We start from the raw sequence: 19,553 nt of genomic DNA on the forward strand, positions 1-19,553 counted from the left end.
CAGGTACAGAAAAGCAAGGAACTCGATCATGCAGAGCGGCATCGAAAGGGAGCTTACGGGCGACCTCCCATTTCCTGGAACTTTGATCGGAGCAAACGAGATGGCGGTCTCCAGCGACGCGGAACAGAAGTTCGACCGGGTCAAGACCCAGTTGAAGGCGCGCCTGGGGGCTGAAGTCTATTCGAGCTGGTTCGGCCGCATGAAGGTCGCGGAGGCATCCAAGGGCATTGTCCGCATCTCGGTGCCCACCGCGTTCCTGCGCTCGTGGATCAACGGCCACTATCTCGACCTCATCTCCGAACTGTGGAAGCAGGAGGATGCCGATCTCCTCAAGATCGAGATCGTGGTGCGTACGGCCACCCGCCAGGGGCGCAGCCATGTCGAGCCGGAACTGGCGCCGGCGCGCAAGATGACACGGCAGACACAGACGGTGCTGGCCGCCGGTACTGTGAGCCCTGGCAGGGTGGAACGGCCTCCCGTGCCGCGCCCGGGTGCTGCGGTCGAGACCGAGTTCCGCCACAACGTGCTGGGATCCCCGCTTGATCCCCGCTACACGTTCGGCTCCTTCATCGAAGGCCCGTCGAACCGGGTGGCCTTCGCCGCCGCCAAGGCCGTGGCGGAATCGCAGTCGAGCGCCGTGCGCTTCAACCCGCTTTTCCTGCACGCGACCGTGGGCCTCGGCAAGACCCACCTGCTGCAGGCCATCGCGGCGGAATCGCTGAAGCAGAACCCGAAATCCCGCGTCGTCTATCTCACCGCGGAATATTTCATGTGGCGCTTCGCCACCGCGATCCGCGACAACAATGCGCTGACGCTCAAGGAGCAGCTGCGCGACATCGACCTCTTGATCATCGACGACATGCAGTTCCTGCAGGGCAAGTCGATCCAGCATGAATTCTGCCATTTGATCAACATGCTGCTCGACAGCGCCAAGCAGGTCGTCGTCGCCGCCGACCGGCCGCCGTCCGAGCTGGAATCGCTCGAGCCGCGCGTCCGCTCGCGCCTCAATGGCGGCGTCGCGCTTGAAATGTCGGCGCCTGATTTCGCCATGCGCCTCGGCATGCTCAAACTGCGCCTGGCGACGGCCAGGGTCGACGACGCGTCGCTCGATATTTCCGACGAAATCCTCAACCACGTCGCCCGCACCGTGACCGGCAGCGGACGCGAACTGGAGGGCGCGTTCAATCAACTGCTGTTCCGCCAGTCGTTCGAGCCGCAGATCACCATCGACCGCATCGACGAGATCCTCGGCCACATCTATCGCACCGGCGAGCCGAAGCGGGTCCGCATCGAGGATATCCAGCGCATCGTGGCGCGCCACTACAACGTGTCCAAGACGGAATTGCTGTCCAACCGGCGCACGCGCACCATCGTCAAGCCGCGGCAGGTCGCCATGTACCTGTCCAAGGTGATGACGCCGCGCTCGCTGCCCGAAATCGGACGGCGCTTCGGCGGCCGCGATCACACCACGGTGCTGCACGCCGTGCGCAAGATCGAGGACCTTTCCGGCAACGACAACACGCTGGCCCAGGAACTCGAACTGCTGCGACGGCTGATCAACGACCAGGCCTGACCGGCTCAGGACAGGCAAGCCAGAACTGCGCTGGAATTCAACGGCTTGCCTGTCCAGCCGTGAGCTCGAAATGGGTTCGCGGCTTAGGGCAATTCCAGGAAAAGTGGGAAACGGTTTTCCGTCCGGAGTTGCGTCAAGACAGAGCTCGGCGACGATCCGGATTCCGGATTCAGCACATCGGCTGGCGGTCTTCTCGGCCTTTATCCCCAGAAAGCCCGCGCAGCCGGCCGGAACCGGTGGCGCGGGCTTGCGTTTGCTGGCTTTTTCCTGTCAGTTTACGCAGATTCTGAGCCTGTTCAGACCTTTCGCGGGGCGCCGCCAGCCGGAGACCCGCTCATCCTTTCAAGCGAGCCTGTTTCGTCATGCGTGTTATCCTGGAACGGTCAAATCTCCTGAAGTCGCTCAACCACGTCCACCGTGTGGTCGAACGGCGCAACACGATACCGATCCTGTCCAACGTGCTGCTCAGCGCCGAGGGCGCCAGCCTTGAAATGAAGGCGACCGACCTCGATCTGGAGGTGACGGAGGCGACGCCCGCCAAGGTCGAGCGCGGCGGGGCGACGACGGTTCCGGCGCATTTGCTCTACGACATCGTGCGCAAGCTCTCGGACGGCGCCGAGGTGATGCTGAAGACGGATGAGGACGGCAACGCCATGACGGTGACGTCGGGCCGCTCGAGCTTCCGCCTGCAGTGCCTGCCGCAATCCGACTTTCCCGAGCTTTCGGCCGGATCCTTCTCGCATATCTTCCGGCTCGACTCGGTTGCCTTGAAGGGGCTGATCGAGAAGACGCAGTTCGCCATTTCCACCGAGGAGACGCGCTATTATCTCAACGGCATCTACCTGCACACGCATGAGGTCGGCGGCAAGCTGAAGCTGCGCTCGGTGGCCACCGACGGCCACCGCCTGGCGCGGGCCGAAATCGACGCGCCGGCGGGTTCCGAGGGCATGCCGGGCATCATCATCCCGCGCAAGACAGTGAGCGAGTTGCAGAAGCTGGTCGATGATCCGGATGTCGCCGTGACCACCGAACTGTCCGACACCAAGATCCGCTTCACCATCGGCAGCGTGGTCCTGACCTCGAAGCTGATCGACGGCACCTTCCCGGATTATCAACGGGTCATTCCGACCGGCAATGACAAGAAGCTGATCCTCGACCGCCAGAGCTTTGCCGCGGCGGTCGATCGCGTCTCGACCATTTCCTCCGAACGCGGCCGTGCGGTGAAGCTTTCGATCAGCGAAGGCCAGGTGACGCTTGCGGTCAACAATCCGGATTCAGGCAGCGCCACCGAAGAACTGGCCGCCGACTATTCGTCCGACCCGATCGAGATCGGCTTCAACGCCAAATATCTGCTCGACGTCGCCGCTCAGTTGACCGGAACGGAAGCCAAATTCATGCTGGCCGATGCCGGTTCGCCGACGCTGATCCACGACATGGCCGACGAGACCGCACTTTACGTGCTGATGCCGATGCGGGTGTAGCCGGCGCTGCATCGTCGATCCGGCTCTGCGACGGGACCGGTAGCAAGTACAATGGTTGCGGCGACTTCTACAGGCGGATAGCGGTTGCCCGGACAAACCCATATAAGTAAGCTTACACTTACTAATTTCCGCAATTATGCGACGCTGGCGATCGATCTCGCCCCGGGCGCCGTGGTGTTTTCCGGCGACAACGGCGCGGGCAAGACCAATCTCCTCGAAGCGATTTCTTTTCTGACGCCCGGGCGCGGCCTGCGCCGTGCCCCTTACGCCGATGTCGCGCGCGAGGGCGGCGACGGCGGCTTTGCGCTGCACGCCCGGCTCGACGGACCCGACGGCCAGATCGAGATCGGCACGGGGATTTCGGTTGGCGAGGGCGAAGGCGGGCGGCGGGTTCGCATCAATGGCGCGACTGCCCGCTCGGCCGAGGAGATGCTGGAATGGCTGCGCGTCGTGTGGCTGACGCCGGCCATGGATGCGCTGTTCACCGGACCGGCCGCGGACCGCCGGCGCTTTCTCGACCGGCTGGTGCTGGCGATCGATCCGGGCCACGGCCAGCGCGCTCTCGATTACGAAAAGGCGATGCGCGGCCGTAATCGTCTGCTTACCGAGGGCTCGCGGGATGATCGCTGGTTCGAGGCGATCGAGACTCAGATGGCCGAAACCGGCGTCGCCATTGCGGCGGCGCGCGCCGAACTGGTGCGCCTGCTCGCCGCCATGATCGACAGGCTGCCCGACACGGGACCGTTCCCGCAGGCCGACATCAGCCTTTCGGGCGATCTGGAAGCCGAGGTTTCCACCGCGCCGGCGGTCGACGTCGAGGAGCGGTTCCGCCGGGCGCTTGCTGGTGGCCGCGATCGCGATCGCGCCGCGGGACGAACACTCGAAGGCCCGCACCGTTCCGATCTCCTGGTCAGGCACCGGCCCAAGGCGATGCCAGCCGAGCTTTGCTCGACCGGCGAGCAGAAGGCGCTGCTGGTCGGCATCGTCCTGTCGCATGCCCGGCTGACCGGCGAGATGTCGGGTATGACACCGATCCTGCTGCTCGACGAAATCGCCGCCCATCTCGACGGTGGGCGGCGGGCAGCACTGTTTTCGATCCTGGAGGAATTGAACTGTCAGGCGTTCATGACGGGGACCGATGCGGCGCTGTTTTCCAGCCTCAAGGGGCGTGCGCAATTCCTGACCGTCGACCACGGCACGGTTGGGCCAACCGAAGACGCCTGACAAGGTTTTTCAGCCGCTATATGCTGCTGACATGACCACCGCGCTCACCGCTGACGAGATCGAACGCTATGCCCGCCACATCGTGCTGCCCGAGGTCGGCGGCGCGGGCCAGCAGAAGCTCAAGCAAGCGCGGGTCCTGGTGATCGGCGCCGGCGGCCTGGGCGCGCCGGTGCTCGAATATCTTGCGGCGGCCGGCGTCGGCACGCTTGGCATCGTCGACGACGACACCGTGTCGCTCTCCAATTTGCAGCGCCAGGTCATCCACGGCACCGATACGGTCGGCATGCTGAAAACCGACAGCGCCAAGGCGGCAATCACCCGCATTAATCCCAACACGGCGGTCGAGACGCACACAGTCCGGCTGAACACGGACAACGCCCCTGCCCTGATCGCCGGCTATGACATCACCGTCGACGGGTCCGACAATTTCGAGACCCGTTATACGGTGGCCGATGCCTGTGCGAACGAGCGCAAACCGCTGGTGCATGCCGCCGTCGGCCGCTTCGACGGTTCGGTGACGGTGCTGAAGCCTTTCGAGGACGGCAGGGATGGCAAGCCGAACCCTGGCTATCGCGATCTCTTTCCCGAAGCCCCACCGCCTGGCCTGGTGCCATCCTGCGCCGAGGCCGGGGTGCTTGGCGCGCTGACCGGCGTCATCGGCACGCTGCAGGCGATGGAGGCGATCAAACTGATCACCGGCATCGGCGAGCCGCTGGTCGGCCGACTGCTGCTCTACGATGCGCTCGCCGCGCGCTTCGAAACGATCCGCTACGCCAGGCGCTGATCTTGGAGCGGACCGTACCCCTTTCCATCGACCGCATTGCGGCCGATTTCAGCCGCTGGGACGAGGTGCTTGCCTTGATCATGCGTGCCTTCGCCTTCATGGACGGGATCATCGACCCGCCGTCCTCGGCCCACCTGCTCACCGTCGACACACTGCGCGACAAGGCACGACAGGAGACCGGTTTCGTGGCGCTCGACGGCGACAGGATCGTCGGTTGCGTCTTTGCTCTTGAGAGGGCCGACGACTTTTATGTCGGCAAGCTCGCCGTCGCCCCGGACTGCCAGGGGCAAGGCATCGGCCGGCGACTGATGCGGGCGATCGAGATTCTTGCGCTCGACCGCGGCAAGGCAGCGCTGGAGCTGCAGACGCGGATCGAGCTCACCGCCAATCACGCCGCCTTTGCCCGCCTCGGCTTTCACGAGACCGGCCGGACGGCGCATGAAGGCTACGCCAGGCCGACCTCGATCACCATGCGCAAGGCGCTTTCGTGAGTTTTTACTTACTTAAAGGACGATGAGCGCCGATAACATCACGTTCTGAGCGGTAACACACGATCCGGGGGACGGTGACCGTCAACGAAGGCCCGGATGTTGATGATGACCTTCTCGCCCATATCGATGCGGCCCTCGAGCGTCGCCGAGCCCATATGCGGCAAAAGCACGACCTTGTTTCTGGCGGCGAGCTTGAGCAGCTTGGCATTGAGCGCCGGCTCATGCTCGTAGACGTCGAGGCCGGCGCCGGCGAGCTTGCCGTCCTGGACCAGCTTGACCAGCGCATCCTCGTCGATGATGTCGCCGCGCGCGGTGTTGACGATGTAGGCCGTGGGCTGCAGCAGCGCCAACCGCCGCGCCGACAGGAGATGAAAGGTCGCCGGCGTCGACGGACAATTGACCGAGATGATGTCCATGCGGGCCAGCATCTGGTCAAGGCTCTCCCAATAGGTCGCCTCCAGTTCGTCCTCGACCGCCGGCAATACGCGGTGGCGGTTGTGGTAGTGGATGGAAAGGCCGAAGGCCTTGGCCCGCCTGGCAACGGCGGTGCCGATACGGCCCATGCCGACAATGCCGAGCCGCTTGCCCCAGATGCGCCGGCCGAGCATCCAGGTCGGCGACCAGCCGGCCCATTTCTTGTCGCCGGTCAGCACATTGGCGCCTTCCGCCAAGCGTCGCGGCACCGCGAGCATCAGCGCCATGGTCATGTCGGCAGTGTCTTCGGTCAGCACATTGGGCGTGTTGGTGACGGTGATGCCCTTCTTGGCCGCCGCCGTCACGTCGATCTTGTCGACACCGTTGCCGAAATTGGCGATCAGCTTGAGGTTGTCGCCGGCCTGGGCGATCAGCGCCGCGTCGATGTGATCGGTCACCGTCGGCACAAGCACGTCGGCTTCCTTGACCGCCGCAACCAGTTCCGGCTGCGTCATCGGCCGGTCCTCGACATTCAGCCTGGCGTCGAACAGCTCACGCATGCGGGTCTCGACCGGGTCGGGCAGCTTTCGCGTGATGACCACGAGAGGCTTCTTTTTGCCTGCCATTGTTTCCCTCGTTGAGACCTCTTTAACCAAGACCGGCGAAACTGAAAGCCGGTCGCGGTAGCCGATTTACCCATGTAACAAGCGGTGCCGCCGAAGACAAAGAAAAAGGGGCGCCGAGGCCGAGAGGCAAGCGCCGAAAGGAACGAAAGTGTCTGGTTTCGCGTCGCTTCGCCTGGCCCTCAGCGCAGCATTGCTCGGCGCTCTCCTCTATTCCCCGCTTGCCGTGGCGCAGAGCGCGGCCGCACCCGCCCAGAGCGCCGTCACGCTCGGGCCGAGCGGCCTGCCGCTGCCGCGATTCGTCAGCCTGAAGTCCGGCCGCGTCAATTCTCGCGTCGGCCCCGGCGCCAACTACTCGGTCGACTGGATGTATCTGAAGGCCGGCCTGCCGATGGAGATCATCCAGGAATTCGATACCTGGCGCCGCGTGCGCGATGCCGACGGTTCCGAGGGCTGGATCAACCAGTCGCTGCTGTCGGGCCGGCGCACCGCAATCATCGCGCCCTGGCAGCGCGGCAAGGGCGCGCAGATCAATCTTATGAAAAGTCCCGACAAGGACGCCCGTGTGGTGGCGATCGTCGAGCCGGGCGTCATGGGCACGATCAAGTCCTGCGATGGCCAGTGGTGCGAAATGACGCTTGACGGCCACACCGGCTGGCTCGCCCAGGCGGCGGTCTGGGGCGCCTATCCAGGCGAGCGGGTCAAGGACTGAGGTCGTTCCGCTTGCGCCCGATACGGCCAAGGTGGGTGTCCTGAAAACCGGTTGACAGTTTCAGGCCGTAACCTAGCGCACGATCGATGGCGATGTGGGCGATCCAGATCAGTGCGACCGCGATCGCGACCGCATGACTGGACAGGTAGCCGACGAGCAGCAGCAGCACCGGTACGATGAGGATGTGCAAGGCATTGTAGGCGATGGCGCCGATGCGCGGTCCGCCGAGATAGCCGAACATCGACAGGTCCGGCGCCAGGATGAGCACTGCAAAGAGCCACCAGGAAACGCCCGACGAAGCGTAGAAGACGACCGCGACCGCGGCCACGGCAGCCCATTCGAACCGGATAATCAGGTCGAGAGGCTTCATCCCTGACCGATTATTCGGGCCCGACCGATTATTCGGGCCTGGCAGATCATTCTGGCGTGCCCGATTGGGCTGGTCTGGCCGGTCATTCCTGGCGCTTGGCGCGCAGCCTTACCACGATATCGACATTGGCGATCTCCATGCCTTCGGGAGGCTCCGGCAGGTTGGAGACGGTCACCGGGCCGCTTTCGATATCGAAAATCCGGTTTTCGCCTTCGATGTAGAAATGGTGGTGGTCGGAGGTGTTGGTGTCGAAATAGGTCTTGGCGCCCTCGACGGCGAGGATGCGCAGCAGTCCCGCCTGGGTGAACTGGTGGAGCGCGTTGTAGACGGTGGCCAGCGATACCGGCACGCCGGCGGCCAGTGCCTCCTCGTGCAGTTCCTCGGCTGAGAGATGACGGTCGCCCTTGGCGAAAAGCAGGTCGGCCAGCGCGATACGCTGCCGCGTCGGCCTCAGGCCGGCTTCACGTACCCGCTTGTCCACAGCGACATTTTCCTTCCGGCAGCCCCGGTCCATCTGGTCTTCCAAGCTCGCAGTCCCGCTTCAAGACACGCCCAGAATGGCAAAAAAATGAACGACTGCCGAAACCGGACCCCTGTTGACATATATTCTGTCGTCCGAAAGCGATCAATAGCGCGCATTGACCCGGGCAGACTTGCGGGTTAAGCGCAAACGCCGGTTTCCGGCCTGAAACAGATTGTGTTAGGACACCAACGACAAGGGCGCGCTACCGCCCGGACGATATGGGGACGAGATTGATGGCGGGTAAATCCAGCTACGACTACGAAGAATTGCTGGCCTGCGCCCGCGGCGAGCTGTTCGGAGAGGGCAATGCCCAACTGCCCTACCCGCCGATGCTGATGTTCGACCGTATCACCGAGATCAGCGAGACCGGCGGCGCTTTCGACAAGGGCTTCATCCGTGCGGAATTCGACATCAAGCCGGACCTGTGGTTCTTTGCCTGCCATTTCATCGGCAATCCGATCATGCCAGGATGCCTCGGCCTCGACGCCTTGTGGCAGTTGACGGGATTCTATCTCGGCTGGCTCGGCGAACCCGGCAAGGGAATGGCACTGTCGACCGGCGAGGTCAAGTTCAAGGGCATGGTCACACCATCGGTCAAGAAGGTCGAGTATGGCGTGGATTTCAAGCGCGTGATGCGCGGCCGGTTGGTTCTGGGCATCGCTGATGGCTGGATGAAGGCGGATGGCGAGCCCATATATGCGGCGACGGACCTGAAGGTCGGTCTGTCCAAGCAGTCGGCGGTCGCTTGACCGCAGCCTTGGCCTGCCCATTGGCCAGCATCCCTGGAAGGAGTTGCGAATGAGACGTGTCGTAGTCACAGGCCTCGGCATCGTGTCGTCGATCGGCAATAATGCCAACGAGGTGCAGACCTCGCTGCATGACGCCAGATCCGGCATCAGCTTTTCCGATTCCTTCGCCGAGCATGGCTTCCGGTGCCAGGTCTGGGGCGCACCGACGCTCGACCCCTCCGCCATGATCGACCGCCGTGCGATGCGCTTCCTGAGCCAAGGCGCGGCCTGGAACCACGTCGCCATGGACCAGGCGATCGCCGACGCCGGCCTCGGCGAAAGCGACGTCACCAATGAACGCACCGGCATCGTCATGGGCTCGGGCGGCCCCTCCACCCGCACCATCGTCGAGGCGGCCGAAACGACGCTGAAGAACGGCAGCCCCAAACGTATCGGCCCCTTCGCCGTGCCGAAGGCGATGTCGTCGACGGCCTCGGCGACTTTGGCCACCTGGTTCAAGATCCACGGTGTCAACTACTCGATCTCGTCGGCCTGCTCGACCTCGGCGCATTGCATCGGCAATGGCTACGAGCTGATCCAGTGGGGCAAGCAGGATATCGTCTTTGCCGGCGGCCACGAGGATCTCGACTGGACGATGTCGGACCTGTTCGACGCCATGGGCGCCATGTCGTCCAAGTTCAACGACCGGGCTTCCGCCGCTTCCCGCGCCTATGACGCCAATCGCGACGGCTTCGTCATCGCCGGCGGCGCCGGTGTTCTGGTGCTGGAAGAACTGGAGCATGCCAAGGCGCGCGGCGCCAAGATCTACGCCGAGATCGTCGGCTACGGCGCGACCTCGGACGGCTACGACATGGTGGCACCCTCCGGCGAAGGCGCGGTCCGCTGCATGCGCCAGGCGCTGGCGACAGTGACCACGCCGGTCGACTACATCAACACCCATGGCACCTCGACACCGGTGGGTGATTCCAAGGAAATGGGCGCCATCCGCGAAGTGTTCGGCGAAAAAATGCCGTTCATCACCTCAACCAAATCACTGACCGGCCATTCGCTGGGCGCGGCCGGCGTGCAGGAATCGATCTATTCGATCCTGATGATGCAAGGCGGCTTCATCGGCGAAAGCGCCCATATCGAGACACTCGACCCTGAATTCGAGGGCATGCCGATCGTGCGCAAGCGCATCGACAACGCCAAGATCGACACCGTTTTGTCGAATTCCTTCGGTTTCGGTGGCACCAACGCGACGCTCGTTTTCCAGCGCTACTCCGCATAAGGCCAGCGTTTTTTCTAAAGGGATTGCCAGCCATGGACGGACTGATGAAGGGCAAGCGCGGGCTTGTCATGGGTGTTGCCAACGATCATTCGATCGCCTGGGGCATCGCGCAGAAATTGTCCGAACATGGCGCGGAGCTCGCCTTCACCTACCAGGGCGAGGCCTTCGGCCGGCGGGTCAAGCCGCTCGCCGACAGACTGGGCGCTTCGCTGGTCGTTCCCTGCGATGTCGAGGACAGCGCTTCGGTCGCCGCCACGTTCGAGACGCTTGGCAAGGAATGGGGCGGACTGGACTTCGTCGTCCATGCCATCGGCTTTTCCGACAAGAATGAGTTGAAGGGCCTTTACGCCGACACCAGCCGGGACAATTTCGTCCGCACCATGGTGATCTCCTGCTACTCCTTCACGGAAGTGGCCCGCAACGCCACGCCGCTGATGACGCAGGGCGGCTCGATGATCACGCTGACCTATGCCGGTTCAGTCCGCGTCATGCCGAACTACAATGTCATGGGCGTCGCCAAGGCCGGCCTCGAGGCCAGCGTGCGCTACCTTGCCAACGACTACGGTCCGCGCGGCATCCGGGTGAACGGCATCTCGGCGGGGCCAGTACGCACGCTCGCCGGCGCCGGCATTTCGGACGCCCGCCACATGTTTTCCTACCAGCAGCGCAACTCGCCGCTGCGCCGTACAGTGACCATCGACGAAGTCGGCGGCTCGGCGCTTTATTTGCTGTCCGACCTCGCCTCCGGCGTCACCGGTGAAATCCACTATGTCGATTCCGGCTATCACATCGTCTCGATGCCGACGCTCGATGAGTTGAAGCAGACGGATGGTTAACCAGCCCTGAAATGGATCAAGGCGACACGCTTTGGGCAACCGTTTCGGAGAAATGGTGCTTTTCCAGTAACGAAATAATTCTTCTCCAGTAAAATTGGATGCATTCGCGGAAACTCATTTTAAGAGGATTTCCGCTATAGAGTCCCGCAATCTGGGGACCTTTGAATGTCTGCCGTTAGCAACCCGAAGCGAACACCGGTGTTCCGACTGCTCACGATAGCAAGTTCGGGCATTGGCAGTTTCGTGCTCGGCATCTGGGGCCTGAAGCACGGTCTCGGCGACGGGTTTGCCGGCATTTCGGTGGATATGATGGTCGCGATCATGGCCGCGCTTTGCGCGCTGGCGGCTTCGGTGGCGGCAATGTCCTTCTTCGCCGGTATCGATGAATCGGCGGATTACGTGTTCAACGAAACCCATTTCGACAAGCTGACCGGACTCTTGGCGCGCCCTGCGATGGTCGGCAAGATCGCCGAGGCGGCATGCGCGACAAGCCGGACCGGGGAACCGGTGTTCCTGATCGACATCGACATCGACCGGTTCAAGCAGATCAACGACGCGATCGGCTATAGCCAGGGCGATGAGTTGATCCGCGCCTTCACCAAGCGGCTGCAAGAGAGTGTGCCCGCACGCGCCGTGATCGGACGTATCGGCGCCGGCGAGTTCGCGGTGCTGCTTGCGGATCATCAGATCCAGGGAACGATGGAAAGCATGGTCGAAAGGCTCATCGACGAGATGATGGAGCCCTATGAACTGAGCACCCATCAGCAATCGGTGAGCCTGTCGGTGGGGATTGTCGCCATGCCCAAGGATGGCGTCGATCCGGTCCTTATCCTGCGCCGTTCCAATCTGGCGCTGCAGAATGCGCGCGCCAGCGGCGTCGGCAACTGGTCGGTGTTCGACAGCGAGATGGGGCGTGTCGCCGATTATCGCCAATGGGTCGAATCCGAATTGCACACCGCTTTCGAACGCGGAGACTTCGACCTCCACTATCAACCGCAGCTCGACCTGCCGACCGGCCGTATCATCGGCTACGAAGCGCTGATCCGCTGGAACCATCCCGAACGCGGCATGATCCCACCCATGGAGTTCATCCAGATCGCCGAGGAAACCGGGATGATCAACCCGATCGGCGAATGGGTTCTGCGCAAGGCCTGCAACGACGCCCGCCATTTGCCGGAAGACTGTTTTGTCGCCGTCAACATCTCGCCGGTCCAGTTCATGACCAAGGATTTCGTCGGCATCGTGCGCGACACGATGCGGGCCACCGGCATCAAGCCGTCGCGGCTGGAGCTGGAAGTCACCGAAACGGCGATGATGCAGGACCGCGACCGCGCGGCCGCCATCCTGAAGGAGCTTGCCGACATGGGCATCTCCGTTGCCGTCGATGATTTCGGCACCGGCTATTCCAATCTGAGCTACCTGATCGATTTCTCGTTCGGCAAGCTGAAGATCGACCGCTCCTTCGTCAGCCGCATCGATACCGATTCCAGCTCCGGCGCCGTCGTCTCGACCATTGTCGGACTTTCGCGTGCACTCGGCGTCAGCATCATTGCCGAAGGCGTCGAGACCGAGAACCAGGCGACTTTGCTGCGCGCCGCCGGCTGCGAGGTCGTGCAGGGTTACCTGTTCGGCCGGCCAGCGCCGCTCAAGTTCAGCGCTGGTGACGCGCACGCCACCGACGAAGTCCGGCGCGTCGTCAATCTGCACTGAACGCCATACGCATCGTTTCAGCGCCGCGCAGAAAACACCTTGAACATGCCGTCGCGGGCGAGTTCCGCGTGGCTGGCAAAGGCGGCCGACAGAACGGGCTCGTAGGGAAGCTGGCGGTTGGCGACCATGAACAGCCTGCCACCGGGCTTCAACGCCTTGGCTGCCGCGCGGATCATGCCGGCACCGATCTCGGGCTCGGCCGCGCGGCTGCGGTGGAAGGGCGGGTTCATGGCGATGACGTCGTAGCGGCGCTCGACAGGCTCGGCGAGCAGATCCGTCCAGAAGAAGCCTTGCGCCACTGTGTTGGCGAGGTTGCCCTTGGCCGCCTCCAGCGCATCGAAATCCGCTTCGTAGAGATCAAGCGCCGACAGGCCTGGCGAACGCGCAGCCATTTCAGCCGCGACATAGCCCCAGCCGGCGCAGAAATCGGCCGCACTGCCGCGCAGGTCACCGGGCAGGTTGTCGACCAGCAGTTTCGAACCCGCATCGACGCGATCGAAGGAGAACATGCCGGGCGCGGTGTGGAACCGCTCCTCAATCAGCAAAGCGGGATTGGCGGCGCGAAGCGTGGCGGCTGCCTGCATATCCGCCGGGCGGCGCAGCCAGAAGGCGATGCCGTGATATTTCGGCATATGGCCGTCGAGCGGCGCGAGTTCGTCGACACGCTTGCGCAGGCTGGCAATGCCGTCGTCCTTGGCACCGGCGATGACGACCAGTCCGCCCGGCGCCACGCGCTCGAGGGCCTCGGCGATACGCAGTTCGTTCTGACCGCGATGACGGCCGGCGAGCACCAGGGCGGCATCAAAGCCGTCGCCCTCGGTTCGCGGCGAGACGGTAAAGCCCGCCGCCTGCACTGCGCGGAAATGCGGCCGGAAGCCTTGTACGATATGCAGCGTGGCCTCGAAGCCGGACGGCAAGCGCAGGCCGGGCTCGGCGCCGAGGAAGAGGATGCGCTCGCCCTTTCGCGGCAAGGCAAGAGCCTCGGCCTCGAACGGATGGAAAAGCGTCTTCAGCGCTTCAGCGGGCATAGCCATGCTCCCAGATGTCTACGCAATTTCCAAGGGAAAGCGCTTCATACTTTCCTGGAACTTGCTCCAAACGAAAACGGGCGCGACATAAGCCGCGCCCGCTTCGATTTTTCTGTCAGATCGCTCAGGCGGCGTCTTCTTCGCCTTCGGCCTTCTTGTCGCGCACGATCTCCTTGCCGGTGGCCTGGTCGACGACCTTCATCGACAGGCGGACCTTGCCGCGCTCGTCGAAGCCCATCAGCTTGACCCAGACCTTGTCGCCTTCCTTGACGACGTCGGAGGTCTTGGCAACGCGCTCATTGGCGAGCTGCGAGATGTGGACGAGACCGTCACGCGGGCCGAAGAAGTTGACGAAAGCGCCGAAGTCGGCGGTCTTGACGACCGTGCCTTCGTAGATTTCGCCGACTTCCGGCTCGGCAACGATGGTGTGGATCCACTTCTTCGCCGCCTCGATCTCCTTGGCGTTCGAGGAAGCGATCTTGACCGTGCCGTCGTCCTCGATGTTGATCTTGGCGCCGGTCTTCTCGACGATCTCGCGGATAACCTTGCCGCCCGAACCGATGACGTCGCGGATCTTGTCGGTCGGGATGTGCATGACCTCGATGCGCGGCGCGAACTCGCCGAGTTCGGGGCGGGCGCCGGTCAGGGCATGCGCCATTTCGCCGAGGATATGCTGGCGGCCATCCTTGGCCTGGTCCAGCGCGATCTTCATGATCTCCTCGGTGATGCCCTCGATCTTGATGTCCATCTGCAGCGAGGTGATGCCGTTGGCGGTGCCAGCGACCTTGAAGTCCATGTCGCCGAGGTGATCTTCGTCACCCAGGATGTCGGAGAGCACCGCGAAGCGCTCGCCTTCCTTGATCAGGCCCATGGCGATGCCGGCAACGGGCTTCGCCAGCGGAACGCCGGCATCCATCAGCGCCAGCGAGGTGCCGCAGACGGTGGCCATCGAGGACGAACCGTTGGACTCGGTGATCTCCGAGACGACACGCAGCGTGTAGGGGAACTGGTCAGCGCTCGGCAGCATCGGACGAATGGCGCGCCAGGCGAGCTTGCCGTGGCCGATTTCGCGGCGGCCCGGCGAACCCATGCGGCCGGTCTCACCGACGGAGTAGGGAGGGAAGTTGTAGTGAAGGAGGAACTTCTCCTTGTACATGCCGGTCAGCGAATCGACGTACTGCTCGTCTTCGCCGGTGCCGAGCGTGGCAACGACCAGCGCCTGGGTCTCGCCGCGGGTGAACAGCGCCGAACCGTGGGTGCGCGGCAGGACGCCGACTTCGGAGACGATCTTGCGGACCGTCTTGAGGTCACGGCCATCAATGCGCGAGCCGGTATCGAGGATGTTCCAGCGCACGACCTTGGCCTGGAGTTCCTTGAACACCGAACCGATCTGCTCGGAGGTGTACTTGGCGTCTTCGCCTTCGGCCGGAGCATAGGCTGCCTTGACCTTCGCCTTGACGGCGTCGACGGCTGCATAGCGCTGCTGCTTGTCGGTGATCTTGTAAGCCTCACGAAGCTCGTCGCCGACGATCTTCAGCATCTCTGCTTCAAGCGCGGAATAGTCCGGCGCGGTGAAGTCGCGTGGCTCCTTGGCGGCAACTTCGGCCAGCTTGATGATGGCGTCGATGACCGGCTGGAAGCCCCTGTGGCCGAACATGACGGCACCGAGCATCAGCTCTTCGCCAAGTTCCTTGGCTTCCGACTCAACCATCAGCACGGCGTCGGCGGTGCCGGCGACGACGAGATCGAGCTTGGATTCCTGCATCTCGTCGATGTGCGGGTTGAGAACATATTCGCCGTTGATGTAGCCGACGCGGGCGCCGCCGACCGGGCCCATGAAGGGAACGCCCGACAGCGTCAGAGCGGCCGAGGTGGCAACGATCGACAGGATGTCCGGATCATTTTCCAGATCATGCTGGACAACAGTGACGACGATCTGGGTATCGTTCTTGTAGCCGTCGGCGAAGAGCGGACGGATCGGGCGGTCGATGAGGCGCGAAACCAGCGTTTCCTTTTCGCTCGGACGGCCTTCGCGCTTGAAGTAGCCGCCCGGGATCTTGCCGGCGGCATAGGTCTTTTCCTGGTAGTTGACGGTCAGCGGAAAGAAATCGAGGCCGGGCTTGGGCTCCTTCATCGAAACGACGGTGGCCAGAACCTTGGTCTCGCCGTAGGTGGCGAGCACGGCGCCGTCAGCCTGACGCGCGATCTTGCCGGTTTCGAGGATGAGCGGGCGACCGCCCCATTCGATTTCCACTTTGTGCTGATTGAACATGTCTTGTCCTTTATATGAGGAAGGGCCGCGCCGTTTCAGCGTGCGCGGGTGCCCTTTCCTCTGGCTTCCTTTCTCGGGCAGCCACGGGCAAGACAACGGGAGGCTCGGGTTTCATCGGCACGGTGGCCATACGAGCGTCCTGCAATCCTGCCCCATGACCGTCCATGGGTGGCTTCGAGTGGCCCTCTGCGCGCTCGAAGCCGGATATGGCCAATCGATCGATCGGCCTGCGCATGACCCCGAAACCTACGGCTTGCGGAACGCGTCATGCGCAAATTCACTTGTTGGAGCGTCCGTCCGGCATCCGGATGGGTGCGGCGCTCCAGTCCTGCATTCGAGATCGGATTGGTCCGGGGGCTCAAATGCGCGACCGGCGGACTCCTTGAGAGAGCCCGCCGGTCAATTCGTCAACGGCGCAGACCGAGCTTCTCGATCAGTGTCTGATAGCGCGCGTCGTCCTTGCGCTTGAGATAATCAAGCAGGCTGCGGCGCTGGGACACGAGAGCGAGCAGACCACGGCGGGAATGGTTATCCTTCTTGTGGTCCTTGAAATGGTCGGTCAGGTTCTTGATGCGCTCGGAAAGGATGGCCACCTGGACTTCCGGAGACCCGGTATCGCCCTTGGCGGTCGCGAATTCACCCATCAATTCCTTTTTGCGCTCGGCAGTAATCGACATCGTGTTTTTCCTTATCTGTTTGAGGAAACGGGTCGCCCTCAGCCGGGATGTCGTCCAGCAGGGGCCGGTGCAAGCAAAGCGTCGTGGCGCTATGCTGCGGCGCATATAGTGCAATTCCCGGGAAAACACCAGCCCAATTCACGAAGCCGGCTTTTCAGCCCGAAACGGCCAGTTTTACCGCCGTTAAAGCCATTTCTTCCATTTGAAGAAGACAATCAAGCCGATCGCGACAACGGCCATGAACAAGAGCGAAGCGGGATAACCGTAGTAGGCCCGCAGCTCCGGCATGTTCCATGGCGAGGCGTCGGGACTGAAATTCATGCCCCAGACGCCGACCAGGAAGGTGAGCGGCATGAAGATGACCGAGACGATGGTGAGATAGCTGATGACGTCGTTGGTGCGCGCCTGGCTTAGGGACAGATGCATCTCGATCAGGCCGGTCAGCATGTCGCGCTGGGTCTCGACCAGTTCGATCAGCCTCAGCGTGTGGTCAAGTGTGTCATTGAGGAAGATTTTGGTCTCGGCCTTCACATAGGGCACATCGTTGCGGATCAGCGTGGCCACGGCATCGCGCATCGGCCACAGCACGCCCTTCAGCACATTGGCGTCGCGCCGCAATTCGTGCAGTTGCCGCATCTGATGCTTGTGCGTTGAATGCAGCATCTCATCCTCGATACCGTCGACCAGGTCGCCTGCCGCCTCGATCGGCGGAAAATAGCTGTCGACGATGGCGTCGATCAGCGCGTAGGCGAGATAATCGGCGCCGCGGGCCCGCAACCGGTTGGGCGCGGAACTCTCGATACGCTTGCGCACGGGATCAAAGGGATCGCCCTCGCGTTCCTGGAAAGTGACGACGAAATTCTTGCCGAAGAACACGGCGATCTGTTCGTAGCGATGGGCCGTGACGTCGTCGATCATGCGCACGACGACGAAGGCGTGGTCCTCGAAGAAATCGACCTTCGGCCGCTGGCCGGTGTTGACGACATCCTCCAGGGCCAGCGGATGCAGGCTGAAGATCCGGCCGATCTCTTCGATCAGCTGGATATTGGCGAGCCCGGTGCAGTCCAGCCAGACGACCGGCCAATGGTCGCAATGGGTATTGAGATCATCGATGCTGGCATTGTCGATGGTCTTGAATTTTTCGGGCGAAATCAGTGTCAGCCTGAGCTCGCTGCGCCGCGCCGCCGGATCGGCGATCAGCGTGCCCGGCGAGGCGCCGACCGGCGGCCGCCGCGTCTTCACCGGCGCCCGCTTTTTCACCGCATCGGCCTTTGCCATGTGCCCCTCGAGTGTAGCGTCCAGCTGAAATTAGAGCCTTATTTTCTCGCAATTCCGAACGGAAAAACCGTTTCACACTTTTCCTGGAATTGCTTTAGCCGTCACCCGGCAAAGACCCGCTTGGGCTTGAACATGCCTTGTTCGATCGCGCCGATGGCAACCAGTTTGCCGCGGGCCGTGGCACAGGCTTCCTCCGCCTCGACAGGCGCATCGCGGCCACGAATGATAACCGGATTGCCGAGGCGGATCTTCGTCGCCGCATCGTCGCTGATGGCGACCTGCGGCAGGCAGTCGAGAGCCGCTGACGTATCGACCAGAAGCGCGTCGATCGCGCCGAAGTCCACCGGCACGTCAATCGCATCAGCATCGTCCGCGGGCTCCGGCTTGTCCTCATCTTGCGTGCCGAAGCGGGCCGCTTCCAATTCGGCGATGGTGACGAAATCCTCGGGCGTGAACGGCTCGACCTCGACCCGACGCAATTCGCTGATATGGCCGAAGCAGCCGAGGTCGCGGCCCATGTCGCGGGCCAGCGAGCGCACATAGGTGCCCTTGCCGCATTCGATTTCGAAAACGGTGTGGTCGGCGTGGTGCTCGATGACATCCAAACGCCCGATCTCGATCTCGCGCGCGGGGATGTCGACCGTCTCGCCTTCGCGGGCGAGGTCGTAGGCGCGTTCGCCCGCGATCTTGATGGCCGAGAATTGCGGCGGCGTCTGCATGATGACGCCGGTGTATTTCGGCAGCAGCGCCCTGACCTCGGCTTCCGCCGGACGCAGGTCGGAACTCTTGGTCACGGGCCCTTCAAGATCGTCGGTGGAACGCTCCTGCCCCCAGGCGACAGTGAAGCGATAGATCTTGGCGCCATCCTGCACATAAGGCACGGTCTTGGTCGCTTCGCCGAGCGCGATCGGCAGCATGCCGGAGGCCAGCGGATCGAGCGTGCCGGCATGGCCGGCCTTTTCCGCCTGGAACAGCCATTTGATCTTGGAGACGGCCTCGGTCGAGCCCATGCCAACCGGCTTGTCCAGCACCACCCAGCCGGAGATCGGCCGACCCTTCTTCTTGCCGCGGCGTCCCATTATTCGCTGTCCTTGTCGTCTTTGGCCCTGTCGTCTACGGCCTTGTCGTCGTCCGCATCGAGATCGCGTGCCACTTCGGGCGACTTCAGCAGATCGTTGATCCTGGCGAAATTGTCGAAGGAGGTGTCGAGCTTGAAGCGGAACTCCGGCATGAACTTCATCTGCCGCAGAGCGCCGGAGACACGGCCACGGACGAATTTCGCATGCTTGTTCAACGCCTCGACAACCGCATCGGTGTCCTTTGCGCCCAGCGGCGAGACGAAAGCGGTGGCAACCCTGAGGTCGGGCGACATGCGCACTTCCGAGACCGAAACCACGGTGTTCTCGATCAGCGGATCGATGATCTCGCCGCGCTGCAAGGTTTCCGAGAGCGCGTGGCGCACCTGTTCGGCAACGCGCAGCATGCGCTGGGACGGGCTGGATGTGGTTGGACGGGGCATTATTCTCAATCCTGAAGCG

Annotated in this window: 19 protein-coding genes; 10 read left to right on the forward strand and 9 right to left on the reverse strand. The window is 63.0% G+C overall.

Annotated features, from left to right (window positions below; translation table 11 throughout):
* The first annotated feature begins 28 nt into the window (after positions 1-28).
* The 5 genes from dnaA to JN279_RS00025 all read left to right on the forward strand — a co-directional run bounded on the left by dnaA (position 29) and on the right by JN279_RS00025 (position 5,553).
* A complete protein-coding gene (dnaA, locus tag JN279_RS00005) occupies positions 29-1,573 on the forward strand; it encodes a chromosomal replication initiator protein DnaA (protein ID WP_096453343.1) in 1,545 nt (514 codons plus the stop codon).
* A 362-nt stretch (positions 1,574-1,935) separates the two neighbouring features.
* Positions 1,936-3,054, forward strand: coding sequence for a DNA polymerase III subunit beta (gene dnaN, locus JN279_RS00010; RefSeq protein WP_010913340.1), 1,119 nt, complete (start codon positions 1,936-1,938; stop codon positions 3,052-3,054).
* Between the two features lie 84 nt (positions 3,055-3,138).
* Positions 3,139-4,278, forward strand: a complete 1,140-nt coding sequence (gene recF / locus JN279_RS00015) for a DNA replication/repair protein RecF (protein ID WP_096453341.1) — start codon at positions 3,139-3,141, stop codon at positions 4,276-4,278.
* A 31-nt stretch (positions 4,279-4,309) separates the two neighbouring features.
* Positions 4,310-5,062, forward strand: coding sequence for a molybdopterin-synthase adenylyltransferase MoeB (locus tag JN279_RS00020; RefSeq protein ID WP_096458475.1), 753 nt, complete (start codon positions 4,310-4,312; stop codon positions 5,060-5,062).
* Between the two features lie 2 nt (positions 5,063-5,064).
* On the forward strand, positions 5,065-5,553 hold the full coding sequence (locus JN279_RS00025; protein WP_202351688.1) for a GNAT family N-acetyltransferase: 489 nt from the start codon (positions 5,065-5,067) through the stop codon (positions 5,551-5,553).
* 38 nt (positions 5,554-5,591) lie between these two features.
* Here JN279_RS00025 and JN279_RS00030 read toward each other — a convergent pair whose 3' ends face one another.
* Positions 5,592-6,593, reverse strand: a complete 1,002-nt coding sequence (locus JN279_RS00030; RefSeq protein ID WP_202351689.1) for a 2-hydroxyacid dehydrogenase — start codon at positions 6,591-6,593, stop codon at positions 5,592-5,594.
* Between the two features lie 148 nt (positions 6,594-6,741).
* Here JN279_RS00030 and JN279_RS00035 point away from each other — a divergent pair, with 148 nt between their 5' ends.
* Positions 6,742-7,302: an SH3 domain-containing protein gene (locus JN279_RS00035; RefSeq protein WP_202351690.1), complete on the forward strand. Its 561-nt coding sequence runs from the start codon at positions 6,742-6,744 to the stop codon at positions 7,300-7,302.
* Here the strand turns inward: JN279_RS00035 and JN279_RS00040 are convergent.
* Positions 7,292-7,672: a DUF4260 domain-containing protein gene (locus JN279_RS00040; protein ID WP_202351691.1), complete on the reverse strand. Its 381-nt coding sequence runs from the start codon at positions 7,670-7,672 to the stop codon at positions 7,292-7,294. The genes JN279_RS00035 and JN279_RS00040 overlap by 11 nt on opposite strands.
* Before the next feature lie 82 nt (positions 7,673-7,754).
* Positions 7,755-8,186: an iron response transcriptional regulator IrrA gene (irrA, locus tag JN279_RS00045; RefSeq protein ID WP_096453333.1), complete on the reverse strand. Its 432-nt coding sequence runs from the start codon at positions 8,184-8,186 to the stop codon at positions 7,755-7,757.
* Between the two features lie 242 nt (positions 8,187-8,428).
* Here irrA and fabA point away from each other — a divergent pair, with 242 nt between their 5' ends.
* From fabA to JN279_RS00065, 4 genes are all read left to right on the forward strand, one after another.
* Positions 8,429-8,944 (forward strand): 3-hydroxyacyl-[acyl-carrier-protein] dehydratase FabA, encoded by a 516-nt coding sequence (gene fabA, locus JN279_RS00050; RefSeq protein ID WP_010913332.1) that lies wholly within the window; start codon positions 8,429-8,431, stop codon positions 8,942-8,944.
* Positions 8,945-8,993: 49 nt separating this feature from the next.
* Complete coding sequence (fabB, locus tag JN279_RS00055) at positions 8,994-10,214, forward strand: beta-ketoacyl-ACP synthase I (RefSeq protein ID WP_202351692.1); 1,221 nt, start codon at positions 8,994-8,996, stop codon at positions 10,212-10,214.
* A gap of 32 nt (positions 10,215-10,246) precedes the next feature.
* Positions 10,247-11,050, forward strand: a complete 804-nt coding sequence (gene fabI / locus JN279_RS00060; protein ID WP_096453329.1) for an enoyl-ACP reductase FabI — start codon at positions 10,247-10,249, stop codon at positions 11,048-11,050.
* 165 nt (positions 11,051-11,215) lie between these two features.
* Complete coding sequence (locus JN279_RS00065; RefSeq protein ID WP_202351693.1) at positions 11,216-12,760, forward strand: putative bifunctional diguanylate cyclase/phosphodiesterase; 1,545 nt, start codon at positions 11,216-11,218, stop codon at positions 12,758-12,760.
* 17 nt (positions 12,761-12,777) lie between these two features.
* On the opposite strand, the gene JN279_RS00070 is transcribed toward JN279_RS00065, so the two are convergent.
* The 6 genes from JN279_RS00070 to rbfA form a co-directional block, all read right to left on the reverse strand.
* Positions 12,778-13,788, reverse strand: a complete 1,011-nt coding sequence (locus JN279_RS00070) for a class I SAM-dependent methyltransferase (RefSeq protein ID WP_096453325.1) — start codon at positions 13,786-13,788, stop codon at positions 12,778-12,780.
* Positions 13,789-13,912: 124 nt separating this feature from the next.
* On the reverse strand, positions 13,913-16,060 hold the full coding sequence (gene pnp / locus JN279_RS00075) for a polyribonucleotide nucleotidyltransferase (protein ID WP_096453323.1): 2,148 nt from the start codon (positions 16,058-16,060) through the stop codon (positions 13,913-13,915).
* A 407-nt stretch (positions 16,061-16,467) separates the two neighbouring features.
* On the reverse strand, positions 16,468-16,842 hold the full coding sequence (gene rpsO, locus JN279_RS00080; protein ID WP_269465810.1) for a 30S ribosomal protein S15: 375 nt from the start codon (positions 16,840-16,842) through the stop codon (positions 16,468-16,470).
* A gap of 78 nt (positions 16,843-16,920) precedes the next feature.
* Entirely contained in the window at positions 16,921-18,015 is a 1,095-nt protein-coding gene (gene corA, locus JN279_RS00085) for a magnesium/cobalt transporter CorA (protein ID WP_096453321.1), read from the reverse strand.
* 101 nt (positions 18,016-18,116) lie between these two features.
* Positions 18,117-19,094 carry a tRNA pseudouridine(55) synthase TruB gene (gene truB / locus JN279_RS00090; protein ID WP_202351694.1) on the reverse strand — a complete coding sequence of 326 codons (978 nt, stop codon included), beginning with the start codon at positions 19,092-19,094 and terminating at the stop codon, positions 18,117-18,119.
* Positions 19,094-19,534 (reverse strand): 30S ribosome-binding factor RbfA, encoded by a 441-nt coding sequence (gene rbfA / locus JN279_RS00095; protein WP_183456066.1) that lies wholly within the window; start codon positions 19,532-19,534, stop codon positions 19,094-19,096. Before rbfA ends, truB begins: the two co-directional genes overlap by 1 nt.
* Between the last annotated feature and the right edge of the window lie 19 nt (positions 19,535-19,553).

The sequence above is a fragment of the Mesorhizobium sp. 113-1-2 genome (genome assembly GCF_016756475.1).
Taxonomy (GTDB): Bacteria; Pseudomonadota; Alphaproteobacteria; order Rhizobiales; family Rhizobiaceae; genus Mesorhizobium; species Mesorhizobium loti_C.